The 18,606-nt window shown below is 71.4% G+C and carries 16 protein-coding genes; 7 read left to right on the forward strand and 9 right to left on the reverse strand.

The features are described from left to right. Nucleotides 1-32 precede the first annotated feature (32 nt). The 3 genes from ACFQZ6_RS25970 to eccE form a co-directional block, all read right to left on the reverse strand. A complete protein-coding gene (locus ACFQZ6_RS25970) occupies nucleotides 33-2,903 on the reverse strand; it encodes an SCO5717 family growth-regulating ATPase (RefSeq protein WP_381613208.1) in 2,871 nt (956 codons plus the stop codon). 218 nt (nucleotides 2,904-3,121) lie between these two features. Beyond that, on the reverse strand, nucleotides 3,122-3,940 hold the full coding sequence (locus ACFQZ6_RS25975; protein WP_381613211.1) for a hypothetical protein: 819 nt from the start codon (nucleotides 3,938-3,940) through the stop codon (nucleotides 3,122-3,124). A gap of 5 nt (nucleotides 3,941-3,945) precedes the next feature. Beyond that, on the reverse strand, nucleotides 3,946-5,262 hold the full coding sequence (gene eccE / locus ACFQZ6_RS25980; protein WP_381613214.1) for a type VII secretion protein EccE: 1,317 nt from the start codon (nucleotides 5,260-5,262) through the stop codon (nucleotides 3,946-3,948). A 221-nt stretch (nucleotides 5,263-5,483) separates the two neighbouring features. Here eccE and eccB point away from each other — a divergent pair, with 221 nt between their 5' ends. The 7 genes from eccB (at nucleotide 5,484) to ACFQZ6_RS26015 (ending at nucleotide 12,800) form a co-directional block, all read left to right on the forward strand. After that, nucleotides 5,484-7,019, forward strand: coding sequence for a type VII secretion protein EccB (gene eccB, locus ACFQZ6_RS25985; protein WP_381613217.1), 1,536 nt, complete (start codon nucleotides 5,484-5,486; stop codon nucleotides 7,017-7,019). 12 nt (nucleotides 7,020-7,031) lie between these two features. Beyond that, nucleotides 7,032-8,279 (forward strand): type VII secretion-associated serine protease mycosin, encoded by a 1,248-nt coding sequence (gene mycP / locus ACFQZ6_RS25990; protein ID WP_381613220.1) that lies wholly within the window; start codon nucleotides 7,032-7,034, stop codon nucleotides 8,277-8,279. Between the two features lie 228 nt (nucleotides 8,280-8,507). Then, nucleotides 8,508-8,948: a hypothetical protein gene (locus ACFQZ6_RS25995; protein WP_381613223.1), complete on the forward strand. Its 441-nt coding sequence runs from the start codon at nucleotides 8,508-8,510 to the stop codon at nucleotides 8,946-8,948. Nucleotides 8,949-9,037: 89 nt separating this feature from the next. Further along, nucleotides 9,038-10,714: a WXG100 family type VII secretion target gene (locus tag ACFQZ6_RS26000; protein WP_381613226.1), complete on the forward strand. Its 1,677-nt coding sequence runs from the start codon at nucleotides 9,038-9,040 to the stop codon at nucleotides 10,712-10,714. A 213-nt stretch (nucleotides 10,715-10,927) separates the two neighbouring features. Continuing rightward, entirely contained in the window at nucleotides 10,928-12,028 is a 1,101-nt protein-coding gene (locus tag ACFQZ6_RS26005; protein ID WP_381618647.1) for a S8 family serine peptidase, read from the forward strand. A 63-nt stretch (nucleotides 12,029-12,091) separates the two neighbouring features. After that, nucleotides 12,092-12,433 (forward strand): WXG100 family type VII secretion target, encoded by a 342-nt coding sequence (locus tag ACFQZ6_RS26010; RefSeq protein WP_381613228.1) that lies wholly within the window; start codon nucleotides 12,092-12,094, stop codon nucleotides 12,431-12,433. A gap of 64 nt (nucleotides 12,434-12,497) precedes the next feature. Then, a complete protein-coding gene (locus ACFQZ6_RS26015; RefSeq protein WP_381613231.1) occupies nucleotides 12,498-12,800 on the forward strand; it encodes a WXG100 family type VII secretion target in 303 nt (100 codons plus the stop codon). A gap of 90 nt (nucleotides 12,801-12,890) precedes the next feature. On the opposite strand, the gene ACFQZ6_RS26020 is transcribed toward ACFQZ6_RS26015, so the two are convergent. The 6 genes from ACFQZ6_RS26020 to ACFQZ6_RS26045 form a co-directional block, all read right to left on the reverse strand. After that, complete coding sequence (locus ACFQZ6_RS26020; RefSeq protein ID WP_381613233.1) at nucleotides 12,891-13,589, reverse strand: hypothetical protein; 699 nt, start codon at nucleotides 13,587-13,589, stop codon at nucleotides 12,891-12,893. A 33-nt stretch (nucleotides 13,590-13,622) separates the two neighbouring features. Further along, a complete protein-coding gene (locus ACFQZ6_RS26025; protein ID WP_381613236.1) occupies nucleotides 13,623-14,654 on the reverse strand; it encodes a hypothetical protein in 1,032 nt (343 codons plus the stop codon). A 1-nt stretch (nucleotide 14,655) separates the two neighbouring features. Beyond that, the gene (locus tag ACFQZ6_RS26030) at nucleotides 14,656-16,908 is read right to left on the reverse strand and encodes a hypothetical protein (RefSeq protein WP_381613239.1); all 2,253 of its coding nucleotides are present in this window, start codon (nucleotides 16,906-16,908) and stop codon (nucleotides 14,656-14,658) included. Nucleotides 16,909-16,983: 75 nt separating this feature from the next. Beyond that, nucleotides 16,984-17,406, reverse strand: a complete 423-nt coding sequence (locus ACFQZ6_RS26035) for a hypothetical protein (RefSeq protein WP_381613242.1) — start codon at nucleotides 17,404-17,406, stop codon at nucleotides 16,984-16,986. Nucleotides 17,407-17,622: 216 nt separating this feature from the next. Continuing rightward, nucleotides 17,623-17,856: a hypothetical protein gene (locus ACFQZ6_RS26040; protein WP_381613245.1), complete on the reverse strand. Its 234-nt coding sequence runs from the start codon at nucleotides 17,854-17,856 to the stop codon at nucleotides 17,623-17,625. A gap of 285 nt (nucleotides 17,857-18,141) precedes the next feature. Beyond that, nucleotides 18,142-18,519: a hypothetical protein gene (locus ACFQZ6_RS26045; RefSeq protein ID WP_381613248.1), complete on the reverse strand. Its 378-nt coding sequence runs from the start codon at nucleotides 18,517-18,519 to the stop codon at nucleotides 18,142-18,144. Nucleotides 18,520-18,606: the final 87 nt, after the last annotated feature.

The following is an 18,606-nucleotide window of genomic DNA, read 5'->3' on the forward strand; positions in this document are numbered from 1 at the left end:
GCCTGTGAGGCACCGGCCGCGTTCGTGTCCTACTACTGCTGGGGCGGCGGCGGGGGCGGCTGGGTGCCGTCCGGCTGCGGGTACGGCTGGCCCGGGTACGGCTGCTGCGGGTGCTGTTGCGGGTACGGCTGGCCGGGGTAGGGCTGGGGCGGCTGGCCGGGCGCTGGTGCGTACTGGCCGGGCACGGGGGGTTGGCCGGGCTGGCCCGGCTGTCCGGGCTGTCCGGGCTGGCCCGGCTGGGGGCCCTGGCCCGGGACCGGTGGCTGGCCCGGCATGGGCTGGGCGCCCGGCATCGGCTGGCCGGGGTAGGGGTGGCCGGGCAGCGGCGGGGCGGCGACCGGGGGCGGGTTGCCGTCGGACGTCCACAGGCCGTGCGCCTGCTGGTGGCGGACGAAGTCCTCCGCGACCAGCGCCGCGAGGTTGAAGTACGCCTCCCGCACCTTCGGCCGCATCATGTCGAGGTCGACCTCCGCACCGGCGGCGAGGTGCTCGTCGAACGGCACGACGACCACGCCCCGGCAGCGCGTCTGGAAGTGCGCCACGATGTCCTCGACCTTGATCATCTTGCCGGTCTCGCGGACCCCGGAGATCACGGTGAGCGAGCGTGAGACCAGATCCGCGTACCCGTGCGCGGACAGCCAGTCCAGCGTCGTACTGGCGCTGCTCGCGCCGTCCACGGACGGCGTGGAGATGATGATGAGCTGGTCGGCGAGGTCGAGCACGCCGCGCATGGCGCTGTAGAGCAGACCGGTGCCGGAGTCGGTGAGGATGATCGGGTACTGCTTGCCGAGCACGTCGATCGCGCGCCGGTAGTCCTCGTCGTTGAACGTCGTCGAGACCGCCGGGTCGACGTCGTTGGCGATGATCTCCAGACCGGACGACGCCTGCGAGGTGAAGCGGCGGATGTCCATGTACGAGTTCAGGTACGGGATCGCCTGGACGAGGTCACGGATGGTCGCGCCGGTCTCGCGGCGCACCCGGCGGCCGAGCGTACCGGCGTCCGGGTTGGCGTCGATCGCGAGAATCTTGTCCTGCCGCTCGCTGGCGAGGGTGGAGCCGAGGGCCGTGGTCGTCGTGGTCTTGCCGACGCCGCCCTTGAGGCTGATGACGGCGATGCGGTAGCAGGACAGCACTGGGGTGCGGATCAGCTCCAGCTTCCGCAGTCGCTCGGCCTCCTCCTTCTTGCCGCCGAGCTTGAAGCGGGAGGGCGCGGCGGCGGGCCGTCCGCTCTTCGCCTTCTGCTTCTTGTTGTTGAGCAGCCGGTCGGAGGACAGCTCCACGGCCGCCGTGTAACCGAGCGGCGCGGCACCGGGGTTGGTCGGCTGCCGCTGGTCGTGCTGGATGGGCTGCGGCCAGGCGGCACCGGTACGGGGGTCCACGGGCGGCTGTGCCTGGGGCTGGGCCTGGGGCTGCGGCTGTGCCTGCGGCTGTACGGGGGGCTGCGCCTGCGGGGCCGCGGGGTGCGGGTAGCCGTAGCTGACGGGCTGCGCCGGGGGAGTGGGGCCTGGCTGGGCGGGCGGGGCGTCCGGAGTGGGCGCGGGGGGTTGCGGGAAGCCGTAGCCGGGCTGGGGGGTGGGGGTCTGGGGGACCTGAGGGGCCTGGGGTGCTTGGGGTGCCGGGGGCGTCGGAGTGGGGCCCTGCTGGGGGAAGCCGTAGGCGCCGGGTTGCGGCTGCGGCTGTGCCTGCGGTTGGGCCTGTGCCTGCGGCTGCGGCTGCGGTTGCTGGGGGACGGCCGGGTTCTGCTGCCACGCTGCCGGGGCGGGCTGCGGTGCCTGCGGCTGGAAGGTCGGCTGCTGTGGCTGCACGGGCGGCTGGACCGGCGCGGCCGTCGGCTGGGGCTGCGGTGGCGTGGGCAAGGGCGCCACGGGCTGTGCGGGGGCCTCGGGTTGGGCGGACGGCGCCGGCTGCGCGGGTGCCTGAGGCTGGGGCTGGGGCTGCGCGGGCCACTGGGCCGCCGATGCCGGGGCCGCGGGCTGGTACGACGGCGGCAGCGGCGGCATACCCTGCGGCAGCGGCGGCGCGGTCCAGCCGGACGGCGCGTCCTGCGGCCCACTCTCCTCAGCACCCACGGCGTCCGCGGGCTCGACGGCGTCGTCACCCGGAACGTCGGCCTCCGACGCCACGGCGTCGTCGTCACTCTCGTCGGTGTCGTCCCCGGCCTCAGCCTCGGCGTCCACCGCCTCCGGCGCCTCGGTCACGGCGTCGTCGACGTCACCACCGGTCTCCTCGGCGGCGACGGCGTCCGGTGCGTCGGTCGCGTGGGCTTCGTCCGCCTCGTCCGCCTCGTCCGCCTCGTCCGTCTCGTCGGCGGGGTCGGCCGAGGGCTCCGTGGGTGCCGCCGCTGCCGCAGCTTCCGCCTCCGCCTCAGCCGTACGTTCCGCGATCTCCCGCTTCAGGGCGACCGCGGAGAAGCGCATGGTCGCACCGCTCTCCAGATCCCCGTTCCCGGGCCCCTCGGCGTCACCGGCATCACCGTCCTCGACGGAGCCCACCGGCGCGGCGACGGGCGGTGCAACGGGCGGTGCAACGGGCGGGGCCACCGGCGGCGCGACCGGCGCGGCGACCGGCGCGGAAGGCTCCCCGGAGGGGGCACCCCCGGCGCCCTCGGGACCCTCGGCACCCGTGGCCTCTCCGGCACCCCCGGTCTCCCTGGTCTCCCCGGAAGGCTGCGGCTCGAACCCGCTGCCCACCGGCAGGCCGGGCACGGCGACCGGTGGGCCCACCGGTGGCGCGGGCGGTGCCGCCCCCGGCTCCGCCGCTCCCGAGGAGTTCTGCGTGTACCAGGCGGGCGGCGCGTAGTCGATGGTGAACTCGCCCGTCGCCTCGACGGAGGACTCCGCGTCGGGCTGGTCGTCGCCGGGCGTCGCCCAGCCCCCGCGGATCCCGTCCCGATCGCTGCTCACAATTCCTCCTGGTGTGGTCGAGCACCGTCGTGCCGTGCCGGTGGCGACCATGTGCTGTCGTCCGAAGTCGTTCGAGGTGCCCTGGGCCCTCTCGTGGGACGCCGACGCCCGGTCCACGGGTTCTGGCGACGCGCCCCCGCTCCCAGACTAGTCATCACCACCGGCACCCCGGCAGGCCCATCCACCGCTCGGTGCGACAAGAAGACCAGACCGGGACGTCAGTCCATCCGCCGCGGCGTCCCCAGCAACCCGACCTCGGCGTCGGTCGGCTGGGTCATCACGTACTGCCGGTCGCGGTCGGCGCACCACAGCGTGACACCGTCGGCGAGCGTCGGCAGCGAGTCCACGTCGGCCCGCGGCAGCGCCATCGTGCGCCCCAGCTCCGCCGCCTCGTCCGGCGATATCCGCTGTACGCCGACCAGTCGCGCCTGCCGCACCAGCCGGGGCGCGACGGGGCTGAGGTACGGCAGCAGCGTCAGCACCGACTGCCAGGGCCCGGACACCACCCGCCCGCGCGGGGGCCGCATCCCGCAGTCCCGCACCACCAGCACCGGCGTACCGGCCGAGGCGCCCTGTGGGGGCACGCGCCCCACGTCGTACACCGCGAGCCCGTTCTGCCCGCCGCCCATGGCGTGCACCATCTGCGTCCAGGACTGCGCGCGGCCCGTCTCCACGGCCACCCGCGCCCCCGTCGCCGCGGCGCGCAGCGCGAGCACCTGCGCCGTCCACAGACCGCCGATCAGCACGACGTCGTACGGCGTCGGACGGTTCAACCCGAGCACCGCGGGCTGGCCCTCGGCGTCCACGCCGATGACGACGCCGTCGTCCCCGATGGGCAGCGCCAGCGTGTCCAGTTCGGCCGCGGGCAGGGTGTGCCGCCCGTGGCGCGGGCCGAGCAGCCCGAAGCCGGTGCGCAGCAGGTCGGCGGCGCGGCGGCCCGCCGAGTCCGGGGTGCCGCCGCCCGGGACGGTGCCCGCCGGTGTGCCGTACCCGGCGCCGCGTCCGCCGCCCGGTCCGTCAGCCGTGTGGGTGGTCATGGCCGTCACCGAACACCTCCGAGGGGCAGGGTGGCCAGTACACCGGGCAGTTGCTCCCGGTCCAGCCGGGCCAGGGCGGCGCCCGCGTGCCGTGCGGCGCCCTCCAGCGCGCGCCTGGCGGCGGTCAGTTCCTCGGCGCTGCGCCCGGTCACCCGCAGATGACCGGTGAGCGCCATCTCCTGCCGGTCGGCGCGCGCGAGGGTGAGACTGATGGTGGTCGCGAGCGCCGGTATCGCCGTGACCAGCGCCACGAACTGCGGCAGCGACGGCGCCCGGTCACCGCCCAGTTGGGGCCACTTGCGAATCCAGTACGTGGTGTGCCTGCGGTTGTCGCAGCGCCAGCTCCGGCTGGACTCCTCGGTGCGCCGCTCCTGCCGGTCGGTCCGCCCGGCCTCCGCCGTCACCAGCGGGTTGGCGCACGCGGAGGTGGCGATGGCGGCGGTGAGCTGCTCCTCGTCCAGCACCGTGGTGCGGAACCCGGCGCCGGTGAGCCTGCTGGCGAGGTGGTCGGCGGCCCGGACCACGCACTTCTGGGCGCCCGTCAGACCGCCCCCGCGCGCCGCCACCGCCTCCGGGCACAGCTCGGGGTCCAGCTTCAGCGCGATCCAGGTGATGCGCACCGCGGGGGCGCCGGTCTGCTCCTGCAACGGCGCGTAGTTGGTGACGGCGACGGACTGCCGCGGCAGGTGCAGCGCGGGCGCGGGCTGGGTGTGCAGCACGACCTGCGCCGACTCCAGGCGGATGCCGTCCACTTCGAGGGCGTCGCGCACCAGGGCCAGCGGCAGCGGACGTCTGCCGCGCTCGGCGCGCAGCGCGGTGGCGTCGGCCTCCACCTGCACCACCGCCGTGACGAAGGTGCCGTCCCCGATGATGCCGACCGGGCGCCGCTCCCGGCCGCCGTAGGCGTAGGTGCGCAGGCTGGGGTCGCACTCCACGGCCGGGGCCAGCCCCGGTTCCGTGCCGGGCGGCACCACCCGCTCCGCGGCGCGCTTCTGCCGGGCGCGTAGGGCCCGTGCCGTGGCCAGCCACTCGGGCAGGGAGCGGCCCCGGCGTCGTACGAAGGCCAGCAGGACCAGGACCACGGCGACGACGGCGGCGGGCACCATCGCGAGCGTGCCGATCACATAGCCCGTGACGAGGACGGCGGCGGCGAGTTCCACCAGCACGAGCCGTTGCAGCCGGGACGAACCGGGCCGCCCGCCGCGCACCTTGAGGTGGAGACCGCCACGCGCGGACGGCTGCCGTGCCGCACGCCCGGCGGGCTCGGCCGAGCGGCGCGCCCGGGTCCGGCCCCTCCCCGAGGTCCGCGTCGCGGAAGCCATCACTCGATCCCCCCAATTCGCTCACAACTCGCGGCAATCCCAGCACCGCACCGGCCCGTGAAGGCCCAGGCACCCTACCCGCTCCGCGCACCACTCCCGACACCAGGCATAGTAGGGGCCCGGTCTGACATCGGCGGTCGGGGGACGACGGCCCCGCGCACGAAGTGAACGACGCGGACGAGGCACGGACAACCGCGCACAACGGGGAGAGACACGGACCCATGGCATCTCGGCGGGACCAGCTCAACGCCTACACCTTCGCGAAGCGCCGCCTGCTCGCGGCCTTCGTGCTGTCGTCCCCGCACGGCTCGGAGGAGGGCGCGCCGCGCCCGCTGCGCGGGATCGTGCCGGGGCTGGTCATCGGCGTGATCGTGATGGCCGTCTTCGGTGCCTGGGGCATGTTCCGGCCCACCGCGCCCTCCGGCTGGGACACTCCCGCCGAGAAGGTGATCATCGCCAGCGAGTCGACCACCCGGTACGTCATCCTGAAGACCGGCGACGAGGTGCAGCTCCACCCCGTCCTCAACATGGCGTCCGCCAAGCTCCTCCTCGCCCCCAACAAGGGCGACGTGGTCACCGTCAAGGAGTCGCTCCTCGACAACGGCGAGATCCCGCACGGCGTGACCATCGGCATCCCCTACGCGCCCGACCGCCTGCCCTCCGACGAGGAGGCGGGCGCGGCCAAGCGGTGGGTCGTGTGCGAACGCCCGGGCGCGGGCGGCCGGTCCATCCAGAAGGCGGCGCTGGTCCTCGCCGACCGCGAGCGCGACCTGACCGAGGGCAGGCAGAAGCTGACCGGCGGCGAACTGCTCTACGTCGTCGACCCCAAGGGCGACCGCTACATCGTGGACACGGGCGGCACGGCGTACCAGGTCGACAAGATCGACACCGGTGACGACCTGGAACTGCTGCTGCGTACGGTCGTCGGCTCTGGCCGCGAGCCGCAGCGGGTCTCGACCGAGTGGCTGAACACCCTCCACCAGGGCGACCCGGTCACCTTCCCCGAGATCGAGGGCACCCCGGGCGCGCCCGCGAACGCCCCCGGCCAGCTCGGCGCGGCGGCCGACAAGGTGGGCACGGTCCTGAAGGCGTTCGACAACAACGAGGAGCAGTACTACGTCGTCCTGCCCGGCCGGGTCGCGCCGGTCTCGGCGTTCGTCGCCCAACTGCTGCTGTTCAGCAAGGAGCTGGCGCAGGTCGGACAGGCCGGTCAGGCGCTGGAGATGAGCCCCGGCGCGATCGTGCCGGGCAAGCCCTTCGGCACCGAGCACCGCTGGCCGACCGGCACCCCCGAGGCCGTCAACGAGGCGTCGGACGCCAAGGGCAGCCGCAACACCGTCTGCAACGTCCTGCGCGGCGTCAGCGCGAACGGCGCCACCACCCTGAGCACCTGGGCGGGCACCGACTTCCCGGCCGACCTGCCCGCCGGTTCCTCCAGCGCCTACGTGACGCCCGGCTCCGGCCAGCTCTACCGGCAGTTCAAGGGCGCGCAGACCAAGGACGGCCCCGTCTTCCTGGTCACCGACACCGGGCTGCGCTACGTCCTGCAGTCCAACTCCGACAGCGCCACCGACGACGCCGGGATCGGCATGTCGCCCGAGGAGCGCAAGCAGTTGGAGCAGGAGGCCCAGCAGGCTCAGTCGCGCCTCGGCTACGCCGACGTGGACCCGGCGCCGATCCCGGACGTCTGGTCGGCGTTCCTGCCGACGGGGCCACGGCTGTCGACGGCGGCGGCACGCCAGCCGCAGGGCTCGTAAGGGGTGACCGGGATGACGACGCGCCTGACCGCCGCCCTCTGCCTGGCGACCGCGGCGACCCTCCTGACGGCGTCCCCGGCCGGTGCCGAGGACGACTTCTCCAACCAGTGCGAGTACCCCAACGCCAGCTACCCCGGCCGCCCCTGGGCCCTCCAGCGCGTCCTCCTGGACGAACTGTGGAGCGAGTCCCAGGGCAAGGGCGTGCGCGTCGCGGTCATCGACACGGGCGTCGACGTGAAGAACCCGCAGTTGAAGGATGCCGTGGACGTCAAGAGCGGCCGCAACTACCTGCCCAGGGGCCTGAAGGACGAGAACGGCGACCCGATCGAACGCGGCAAGGAGAACGGCACCACCGACACCGTCGGCCACGGCACCAAGGTCGCGGGCATCATCGCCGCGCGCCCGGCGAGGAACACCGGCTTCGTGGGCCTGGCCCCCAAGGCGACCATCATCCCGATCCAGCAGAACGACGCCGAGGGCCACGGCACCACGGAGACCCTCGCCAAGTCGATCCGGTACGCCATCGACGCGGGCGCCGACGTCATCAACATCTCCCAGGACACCTCGGACGCCGTCGAGCCCGACCCCGACCTGGAGGCGGCGGTGGACGAGGCGCTGGCCGAGCAGATCGTGGTGGTGGCGTCGGCGGGCAACGACGGCCTGGGCGGCAACGTCAAGAAGACCTACCCGGCGTCGTACGAGGGCGTCCTCGCGGTCGCCGCCTCCGACCGCAACAACGAGCGGGCGTCGTTCTCCCAGTCCGGCGACTTCGTCGACGTGGCGGCACCCGGCGTCGACATGATCTCGACCGTCCCGCGCGGGGGCCACTGCTCCGACAACGGTACGAGCTTCTCGGCGCCGTACGTCGCGGGCGTCGCGGCGCTCCTGAAGGCCAAGCACCCCGAGTGGACGCAGCGGCAGATCGTCGCCCAGATCGAACAGACCGCGGAGCGCACCGTCGCCACGCACGACCGCCTGGTCGGCTGGGGGGTGGTCGACCCGGTGCGCGCGCTGACGGCGGACGCCGAGCCGGTCGAGTCGCCGAACCCGCAGGAGGGCCTGGGCGGTGCCAGGACACCGGCCGCCGCCCCGTTCCCGCAGGGCGAGACGCCCGACGAGCGCAACGCCCGCCTCGCGACGTACGTGGCCGTCGGCGCGGCGATCCTCGTAGCGGGCCTCGGCGGTACGGCGGTGGCGATCCGGGACGCCCGCAGACGGGCGCGCGGCGCGGGGGTTCGCAGTGGCCACGCCGCAACGTGAGTCGCCGGGATGTGACAAACGCCGCTCGATTGTCACCCGGTTCCCGCAACCCGGGCGGCGCACGTACCGTCGTGTAAGGAGTGGCGTGGCGAAGCCGGTGGCCCATATGCCAGTTGGGACTGTCGGTGCGAGTCACTAGAGTGGTGGTGATTGCGGTCATGAACCGCCGTCATGAACGCTTGCAAGGCGTTAACGGGGACGACGGGGACAACGGGGAGGGATGACTTCGTGCTTCCTGCGGACATGGGCGGAGGTGCGTCGGCGGCGGACGTGCGCCGGGGCGTGATGGCGCTGTCGACCTTCAAGAAGCGCGTGGACGATCTGCTCGCGGCGTTCGAGGGTTCGGCGGGCGGCGCGTCCAAGGTGGCGTCCCACAGCCTGCCGGAGTCCGCCTTCGGCGGCGGGGCGTTTCCCGAGGGCAAGCAGCTCCACCTGGAGTACGAGCGCGTCCACGAGCGCATCACCGCGCTGTCCAAGTCGCTGGGCCTGCAACTGGAGGCCATGCAGATCGCGGTGCACGGCGTCGACGTCACCTTCGACAACCTCGAGGACGAGCAGCGCTACCGGTTCCACGAGATCCGGGCCGAGGTCAACCAGACGCGTGAAGAGATGCTGAACGAGCACAACAAGCGCGACAACCGAGCCGACCACACGGACGCGGGGTACTGATGAGCGGCCACGGGGACAAGAACAAGCCGGACCTGCACGCGGCGGAGCGCCAGGAGGCCGCGAGCCAGAACGGCACGCTGGACGCGGTCATGAACATGACCCGCCTGTTCAGTCCGTTCGGCTCCAGCCGGGGCATCCACTTCGGCTCGACGAACTTCGAGGGCTACGACCTCAACCAAATGATCGACATCGTCGAGTCCGCCAACCCCGAACTCCTGGAGACCGCGGGCACGGCCCTCGTCGACGCCCGCGACGCCATCAACGACGCCGCGGAGGAACTGAGCCAGAACCTCGGCCAGATCGACTGGCAGGGCGAGGCCCACACCGCGTTCACCGACTGGGGCGACAGCCTCATCAAGACCGCCCAGGGCATCGCCGCCTACGCCGACACCATCGGCACCCAGGTCCTGGCCGCGGGCTCCGGCCTCGCCTCCGTCCGCAAGTCCATGCCACCGCGCGACAACCGCACCGACCCCAAGTCCGTCGACGACATCCCCGAGGCCAAGCGCGTCGACTCCAACGACGAGTACACGGCAGCGGTCAAGGCAGAGGCCCACCGCCAGGAGGCCATCAACCAGATGTACCGCCTGGCGTCCTTCTACACGGTGTCAGCAGGCACGATGCAGTCGGCCGAGGAGCCGGTGTTTCCGAAGATGCCGGATGTGGGGGTGCCGGAACCGCCGCCGGGCTTCGGTCCGATCAAGGAACGCCCCACTACCCCGGCTTCGCTCACGTCGGTCAGTGAGACGTCGGCTTCCCACCAGGGCCCGGTGACCGCTGCCGCGGAGAGGGAACGTCCGGCGGAGGTGCTGGCGCCGCAGCAGACCGCCGACGGGAACGTCACGACGCCGCGACAGCCTGTCGGCACAGAGATCGACAGTGTGGGGACGCTGCCATCTCAGGACACCGTGAGACCGATCACGGTCACTCCGCCACCGACGACCGCTCCCCCCGCTACCCCGCCGGGGCCCGTCCCTCCGATGGTGCCGAGCGCGACGCCGCCCGCCATCAGGCAGGCCACCGGCCGCACCACACGTCCCGGTGGTATCAACGTGCCGAAGGTGCCGCCCATGGCTCAAGGGCGCACCGGGGCTCCCCCGGGCCCCACGAGCCAGACAGGGCGTCCAGGCATCGGTCCTACGAGTCAGGCGGGGCGTGTCACCCCTCCCGCGCAGGCGGGAGGCCGCAGGGTCGGCCCCGTGGGCCCCCTGGGACAACCGGGGCGCACGGTCGCACCCACGCCTACCGGCAACCGCGGCGCCGCTCCTGTGCAGCGTGGCATCGTCGGTGGGAAGCCACTGCCGACCGGACCCGTCAACGGTGCCGCCCGGGCGCCGAAGGGCGTCGTCGGTGCACCGCCCGCCGCTGGTCGCGGTGGCGCGGGCACTGGGCGTGCGCCCAACGGGGTCGTCGGCGGGCGCCCTGTCACAGGGCCCACTCCTGGCGGCAATGGATCCAAGCTGCCGCGCGGCACGGTCGTCGGCGCCGAGGGCGCACGGGGCTCCAGTTCGACAGCGCAGAGGCCCGGCCAGCGTGGGGTGATCGGGACACCTCCCACCACATCGGGCGCGGCGCCGACCGCTCGCCGTCCTACCGGCGGCTCCCACGGTGTGGTGGGCACTCCGAGCGGCCGAACTCCGCGCACTGCGAACGGCGGTGCCACTGACGGCGCTGGCACGCCGCGTGGTGCCGTAGGCAACCGAGGGTCCGGTACGAACCGTCCGCGTCGCGATGAGCGGCGTGGCGAGGCGCCGACGACCGACTGACAGGACAGAAGCGAGGACGAGCAGAGCATGGTGTCAGGGATCAGGCGGGGCGACAGGTCGAGCACGCTCGCGGGGCGGTACGCGAGAAGGGCCGCGACCATCTGTGCGGCACTTGGCGCTGCCTCCGTCTTGTCGGCAGGTCTTGCTCCCGGTGCCGTAGCCGCAGACGTCCAGTCGCAGCAGTGGTACCTGTCAGCGATGCAGGCCAGCGAGATGTGGAAGGTCAGTACTGGCGAGGGCGTCGAGGTCGCGGTCGTCGATACCGGAGTCAGTGACACCCCGTCGTTGCAGGGCAGGGTCACCACTGAGGGTATTCCACAGGATCTGGGATACAAGGCCACCGAGGATTACGACGGCCACGGAACCAGCATGGCGGAGCTGATCGCAGGGACCGGCGCCGACAGCTCCTTGAAGGGACTGGCTCCGGACGCCAAGATCGTGCCCTACCGGATCGCGATGGACGGCTTCGACAACAAGTCCGAGCGGGCGAAGGCACCTGACCTGGCTGCGGTCATCAGGGCCATCGCCGACAGTGATGTCGACATCATCAACATGTCCTTCACCACGAGCATTGACCACTCGGCGGTCCGTGATGCGATCGACTACGCCCACAGCAAGGGCAAGTTGATGTTCGCGGGTACCGGCAACGACGCTGAGACGAAGAACTTCATCGGCTATCCGGCCGCCTACCCCTACGTCATCGGAATCGCCGCATCCGACGAGTCAGGCGCGGTCGGCAAGTTCTCCGAGCACGGCAACTACGTCGACTTGGCCGCCCCCGGGCTCGACGTGCCCACTTGGTGCGACGAAACACTTCGTTCCTACTGCGTTGGCCAAGGTACGAGTATGGCCACCGCCATCGCCTCCGCCTCCGCCGCCCTCGTCTGGTCCGCTCACCCCGACTGGACCGCCAACCAGGTCCTCGCCAGCCTCATCGACACCGCCGGGCGGGACTGGGCGAAGGACGACCCGAGTACGTACCTCGGGTACGGCCTGATCCGCCCCCGCAAGGTGCTGGAGGACAGCGACTACAACCCGGGCGCCGCGGACACCGACCCCCTCGCCAGGGAGAACGCCGCGGGAGTCGTCGACGAGGAGGGCAACCCGGCGACCCCCGCCACGTCCGCGGCCCCGTCCACGTCCCCGTCCACCGAACCGTCCGGCAAGGACACCGCAGGCGGTCAGACCTCCGCGGCGGCCGAGCCGGACGCCTCCGACGACACCACCCTCTGGGTGGCCCTGGGAGCCGCCGCCGCGGTGCTGGTGATCGGGGGCGGCGCAGTCGCCGTGGTCCGCTCCCGCCGCCGCGCATGACCCCCGTACACCGACACCGACACCGACACCACCACTGACCACCACACGAAAGGGACTGCCGACATGGCCATGGACCGCAAGCTCTACGAGGCCCAGGTACAGAAGCTCCAGACGAACGTCATCGACCGGTACGACTCCATCCGGCAGTCTCTCGCCCGCCTCCAGGGCACGATCGACATGATCGAGAAGAGCTGGACGGGCCAGGGCGCCCTCGCCTTCGACAAGAAGCAGTCGGAGATCAACAGCCACATGGCCGCCATCGGCCGGATGCTGGACGACTTCCTCCAGGGCATCGACCTGAACCGCAAGGACAAGCAGAACCTCGAAGGCCAGATCGACGCCGACATCACCAAGATCTCGGTGGAGGACCTCGGCGGCAAGACCTCGGCGCTCAGCAGCTACTGACGAGCCGCTCAACACCGACGCGCCACCGACCACCACCTGCTGACCTCCAAGAAACGAGGAAACCATGTCCGGAGCCCACTACGACGAACTGGCCGTCTCCTACGGCACCATGGACGCCCTCGCCACCGAACTCGGCGACCAGGCCAAGAAGCTCGAAGAGGACCTTGAGGCCCTGAAGAAGGCCGTGCTCGACGCCGCCTCGGGCTGGGGCGGCGAGGCGTACGAGGAGTTCACCAAGAAGACCAAGGAGTGGGACCGTCACGCGACGGGCATCCACCAGGCCCTGGTGAACATCTCCCAGCGCGTCCACACCGCGGGCGGCGACTACCGCGGCGGCGACCTGAAGGGCGCCAGCTACTTCATGTAGCACCGACGGCAGGGCGGCACGCACAGGGTGGACACGCGCGGGAGGTGTCCACCCTGCCGCTGTCTTGCGGTAGGGCGGCGCCGAGCCGCCCTACTCCTGCACCTGCCCGGCCAGTGCCTCGGTCAGCGCGGCGAGCTGCTTCCGGTCCAGCGCCGCGTCCGGTTCCCCGGACTCCCCGTCGACGGTACCGACCAGCAGGGCCGCGTCCCCCTCACCGTCCAGCTCAAGCCGTACCGTCGCGACACTGCCGGTGTCGGCGGTGACGACCTTGCCCGTCTCCTCCGTCGTGGCGGCCTCGTTCGTGAAGGCGACCACGTCGTCGATGGCCACCTGGGTCAACTCGGAGACCACCGGCGCCAGGATGGTGACCGCGTTGCGCTTCTCCGTGGCGATGGTGTGCACCCGCACGTCGTCCTGACCGATGTGGAAGGTGCAGCTCACCAGCGCACCGGGGTTCTCCGCCAAAGCCTCCTTGCCCTCGGCGCGCTTGCCCCCCTCACCCGTGGCGACGGGCGTCTCCGCGTCCTTGCGTACCGGCCCGGGACCGGCCTCGCCGTCCACGCCCGCGGCCTTCGCCGCCGCCGCGATGTCGTAGGGCAGCGGACAGGTGTCCGCGCCGTCCTCCGGAACGCCGTCCGCGGTCGCGACCAGCCCGTCCAGACTCAGCGCCGCCGCACCCCCACCACCGCTGTCACCCTCACTGTCACCGTCACTCTGGCAGCCGGTCATCAGGACGGCCGCGGCCGTCAGGGCGGCGGCGATCGCCAGCCGGTGTCGTACGTGTGTCACGTGTCTCGTGTCCTCAGTGCTCTCGGGGTGGGGTCAGGGTGCGGTACAGCCGAACCGCTCTTCGGCGACGTCGACGAAGTTCTCGAACAGCTCCCCTAGGCGCGGGGCGCCCGGTCCCTCAAGGGCGGAGAGGTAGTCACGCCCGGCCGCGAGGGAGAAGTACGTCGGTGTGCCCGCGCAGTCGGCGACGACGTGCTGGGGGTCGAAGCCCGACACCTGGTGTCCGGCCACCCGCGGCTGCTCCTCGTACCCGGAGGAGGACCGGATGCCCGCGACGATGTGCGGCTCCTGGGTCACGGTGTAGGTGGCGTAGTCGTGGACCGCGCAGGCCCAGGTGGGACCGGTGCCGTCCTGGACCGTCTCCCGCGCTCCGGTCACCCCGTCCGGCCCGGGGAACCTCAGCCCCCTCAGACCGCAGACCGTCCCGGCGTCCACCTGGCGTGCCTTCGGGGCCGAGGTGAGGGCGGTGGGCGCGGTGAGGGGCCGTTCGGCCGCGCAGTCCGCCCGCTCGGCCGCCTTGTTGGCGACCTCGGTCAGGAGCCGGGCGACCCGGACCGGGTCGGAGCCCTCGGGGGCGTACCCCTCGATGATCGCGGGCCCGTCGGCCGTCGTACAGGCGTCGGGCAGCAGCACCCAGCCGTGGTCGGAGCCGATGGCCCCCGTGGCACCGCTGCCGTCCGTGTCGCCGTCGGGGAAGAAGGACATGGTGGCCGGGTTCGGCCACCGGCCGTCGTCGGTGAACGGGAAGTCGCCGCGCTCGCGGGTCGCCGAGATCGTCAGGTGCTCGTCGTCGGCACCCGGGAGGAAGGACGACGTCTCCACCCGGCAGGTGAAAGCGAGCCGGTCGCCGGGCCGGTCGTCCAGGCCGTCCCGGTCGGAGATCCGCCCGGAGTGGGAGAACACGTCCCCGGCCGTGTCGGCGGAGACCAGCCCGCCGCACACGTCGTCGTCGCCGAAGAGGTTGGTGTTCAGCCACAGGTGCGCACCCACCGCCAGGACGACGACCGCCAAGGCCGGTGCGATGATCTTCCGTCCGAGACGTGCCCGGCGACTTCCGTTCGTCATCTCACTTCCTCGTGCGCAGCGCGGAGTACGCGTCCTCGCGCCCCGTGATGAAGCTCTGCTTCGCCTCACCCTTGGCGTGCTCGTGCGCCTCGCTGCCGCTGATGCCGTGCTCGCCGCCCCAGGCGTCCAGGAGGGCGTTCGTACCGCCGATCCCGGCGGAGGTGGCGGTGCTGTCCTGGGACCGGGCGACGTCCTCCGCGGCGGCCGTGACGTCCTTCTGGTACTCGTACGTGGCCGCGTCGACCATGCGCTGCACCGGGTCGCCCACGACGGGGATCTGGGTGAACAGACCGCCGACCCCGTGGTACGTGTAGCGCATCTGGTCGCTGATCGTGCCGACCTTGGTGTCCCGGTCGTCGAGGATCATGTCGGACCCGATGGCGGTCATGGAGCCGTACACCTCGCCGACGTGACGGGCCTTGTTGTCCCAGTCGCCGACGACGTTGGCCTGCTGGTCGGGGGTGGCGGCCCGGGTGGAGTCCAGGTACTCGGCGGAGTACAGCTTCTGGTTCTCGTACAGCATGTCGTAGACGAGGACGGGCTCCCCGTCGGCCGTCGTCCCGTACGCCGCGTCGGAGACCCCGCGCATCACCCGCAGCAGGCTGTGCTTGCTGTTGGTGATGCTGGAGTCGTCGCCGTTGGCGTTGATGCCGGAGCCGCCCTCGGGGCTGCTCGGCTCGATGCCGCTGAGGATGGCGTGGGTGTCGACGGTGTAGTCGGCGAGGGCGCGGCCGAGGGGTACCTTCAGGTTCTGCGGGATGGAGTCGCCCTTGCCGTCCTTGTCGAGCTGGGTGATGGTCTCCTGCATGACGCGGGCCTGGGCCTCGGTGTGGTGGTCGAAGGCGGCGCCCTCGGAGTTGGGCTCGCGTCCGGTGGTCGCCGCCTCCAGGGCCGCGCCGAGGCCGGTGCGGTTGAGCGGGTCGTCCATGGTGATGACGGAGGGACCGGCGACAGTGCTGTGCTGCGGCCACTCCCGCTCGTGCAGCAGGTACTTCAGGTGGTCGTTGGAGACGTGGTCGGAGCCGGAGCCGTTGCCCGCCGGGTCGAAGAAGGCGGTGGCGGCGTCGGGGTTCTTGCTCATGACGCCGAGGAGCCCGTCGAGGGCGTCCGCGCGGATGCCGTCGTGGCCCGCGCCCCACTCGGTGAAGATGCTGGGCTGCTTCTTCTCGGCGGCTATCAGGTCGTCGCCCAGCTCGTAGAGGAACTGGTCGTCGTACTTGGCGTCGGCGTGCTGCATCATGCTGACGAACGACTGGTAGCCGTACATCGGCTGGGTGTTGGAGCCGTAGTTCTTGGTGCCGTACTTGTCGAGGCCCTCGGTGAACTGCCGGTAGAACCTGCCGTCGTCGCTGGCCAGCCAGTCCTTGAACTTCTGCGACCCCGGCGGCGCGTCCGCGACCGAGCCGGGCACGTGGGTGGCGTTGGCGACGGTGTCCGCGAGGCCGCCCTGGAGTTCCAGGTACTGGGCCTTGTTCTTCTTGTCGTCGTCGTAGGCGAGGTCGTTCAGCTCGTTGGTCAGCTTGATGGTGCCGTCCGGACCGAGCCCCGTCAGCAGCGACTGGGTGAACACCTTGTTGCCGGAGTTGTCCCGGAACGCCCGGTCCAGCTCGGCGAGTTCGGCGGCGGAGACCTTCTTGCCGTCCGCGAGGCGGCTCGCGATGTCCTCGGCGTTCTCCGCCTCGTACTTCTCGATGTCGCCCTGCGCCTGCCCGTTGAAGCCGTTGCTCGTGCCGTCCATGAGGTTGGAGTCCACGACGACCGCGTTGAACGCGATCTCCACGCCCTTGTCGGCGTCGGTGACGTCCGCGACGACGCCGTCGATGCGCGCCTGCCAGGAGCTGACCGACTTGCGCACGCTCTCCTGGTAGTCCGGGTCATGGTGGTACGCGGTCCGGGTGCCCTCGTCCAGCCGCGCCGTGTCGAAGGAGACCCGCCCCTGCTCGGACACGGCCATCCCGGCGTCGATCGCCTCCTGCCGGGCCGTCTTGAGCCTGCCCTGCATGTCCACGAACTGCGTGTGCGCGTCGCGCAGCAGCGAGGCGATCGCCTTCGCCTCGACCTGGGCGTTCTGGTACTCCTTCAGCGTCACGTCGAACCGCCGGTTGGCGGCGTCCGCGCTGAGCCCCAGCCAGAGCGGCCCGATGGAGATGCCGTGCACGTCCCGCTTGTACGCGGTCTCCTGCTCGTGGAACTTCTTCGCCATGTCGTCCCAGGCTTCGGCAGCCGTGGTGAGCGTGGCCAGATCGGTCGTCATGATCTCGTGGTACGTCGGCATGGGTCCCCGTTGGTACGCGCTGGCGGAAAGGGTCGGTGGCTGGCGGACGGCGACTCAGAAGCCGTCGAGGCTGGATGACTTGCGCACACCGTTCCCGACGCCGATGTCGGTGTTCAGGAACAGGGTGTTCGTGCTGCGCAGCGCCGTCTTCTCGGACCCCAGCCGGTTCATCAGGTTCTGCACCTGCTCACCCCACGTCTTGTGCGCCTTCTTCAGCGCTGACGACGTGACCCAACCGTGCCCGTCCTTGGCGGCGAACGCCTTGACCGCGGCGTTCGTCTCCTCGTCCGCCACGTCACCGGCCTTCTTGGTGTCGGGTTCGATGTGGTCCTCGATGGCCTTGGCCGCGGCCTTCTTCTCCGTGGGGCTGGACCCGAAGTCCGGCAGCCCGCCCGGGCCCGGCCCCGTGGATCCGCCGGGCGAGCCGCCAGGGTCGGCCGGATACTGGTTGAGTCGCATACCGACCGGCTCTGTCATGTCTTCCTGCCCCCGTCCAGTTGATTGGCGTGCACCCGCCAGGCTAACAACTTGGCCGGATCTCGGGGGCGCGGGGGATGCGCCCCGTGGCCACCCGACCCACCGTCGAACGTCTTTTCCGCAGGCCACTCCTTGCCCGCAGGGTGATCACGATCGACAGCCGAGCTTTTCCTTGTATGCGTCGAAATAGTCAGGAACGAACTCCTCCAGCACGGGTCAGGCGTACCTGTATCCACGCTCATGCCACTGGCCGTCGCTGACCACTGACTCGTTTCCGTCGACGTACATATGGCAGAACCGACCGTCCTTCAGGTCGAAGAAGCCGGGGCCCTGCTTCAACTCGTCGCCCTCGTCGAGCAGGGCCTCCAGGAGGACCTTGTCCGCGGGGACCCCGCGGATGTTGTCCGGGACGGGATACGACAGGCCGCCGTCCGAGGAGGAGGCTGACACCCGCCTGGGTGCGGACCCCTCGTTCGATGGCGTCCTGGGTCTCGGCGTCGTAGCCCTCATGGTGGGCGAAGTGCGCGTCGTCGAGGACCTGGTAGATGCCGGTCGCCTCGGTGTGGAGGTCCGCGCACTCCTTGGCGGTCTAGTCCGTCCCGGGCGTCGGTCTCCAGTTGCCTCAGAGCGTCGACCGCCTTCTTCCAGTCGGCCACCGCGGTGTCCAGTGGTCCCAGATCGACCTGCATCAGGTCGTGATACGTGATGGACGGCACCCCCCAAGCTCCCCCGCGCCTACGTGAAGTACTTGCCGAGTTCGGACGCGGGCAGTGCGGAACCGTCTCGCTGCGCGATCTCGGCGGCGATCTCGGTGTCGTCGTTGGCGTGCGGTTTCTTGCTGAAGTCCAGGTGGTTCGAGATGTGGGCACATGGCTGACGGACCGCCTTCACCTGGCTCTCCCAGACCGACAACGTGGTCATGAGCTCGTCGCCCATGCGGAAGTTGGAGCGGGAGAGCGCCGCTGCCGCCTGGTGGGTGGAGCCCGCGTGGTCGGAGTTCATGCCGGCGCCCGCGATGTCCACCTTCTTCACCAGGTCACCGTGGAGGACGAAGGCTTCGTGCCCCACGGCACCGAGATCGTCCTGTCGTACGACCAGATCCGCGTCCGCCACCGGCGCCCTGGCCCTCCGCGGACACCTGGTTCAACCACGTCCGTGTCGGCTGCCGAGCGGCGGCCTGAGCCTTTGACTCCTGTCGCT

Origin of the sequence: Streptomyces flavalbus, from assembly GCF_042674625.1 — a bacterium.
GTDB classification, from domain to species: domain Bacteria; phylum Actinomycetota; class Actinomycetes; order Streptomycetales; family Streptomycetaceae; genus Streptomyces; species Streptomyces flavalbus.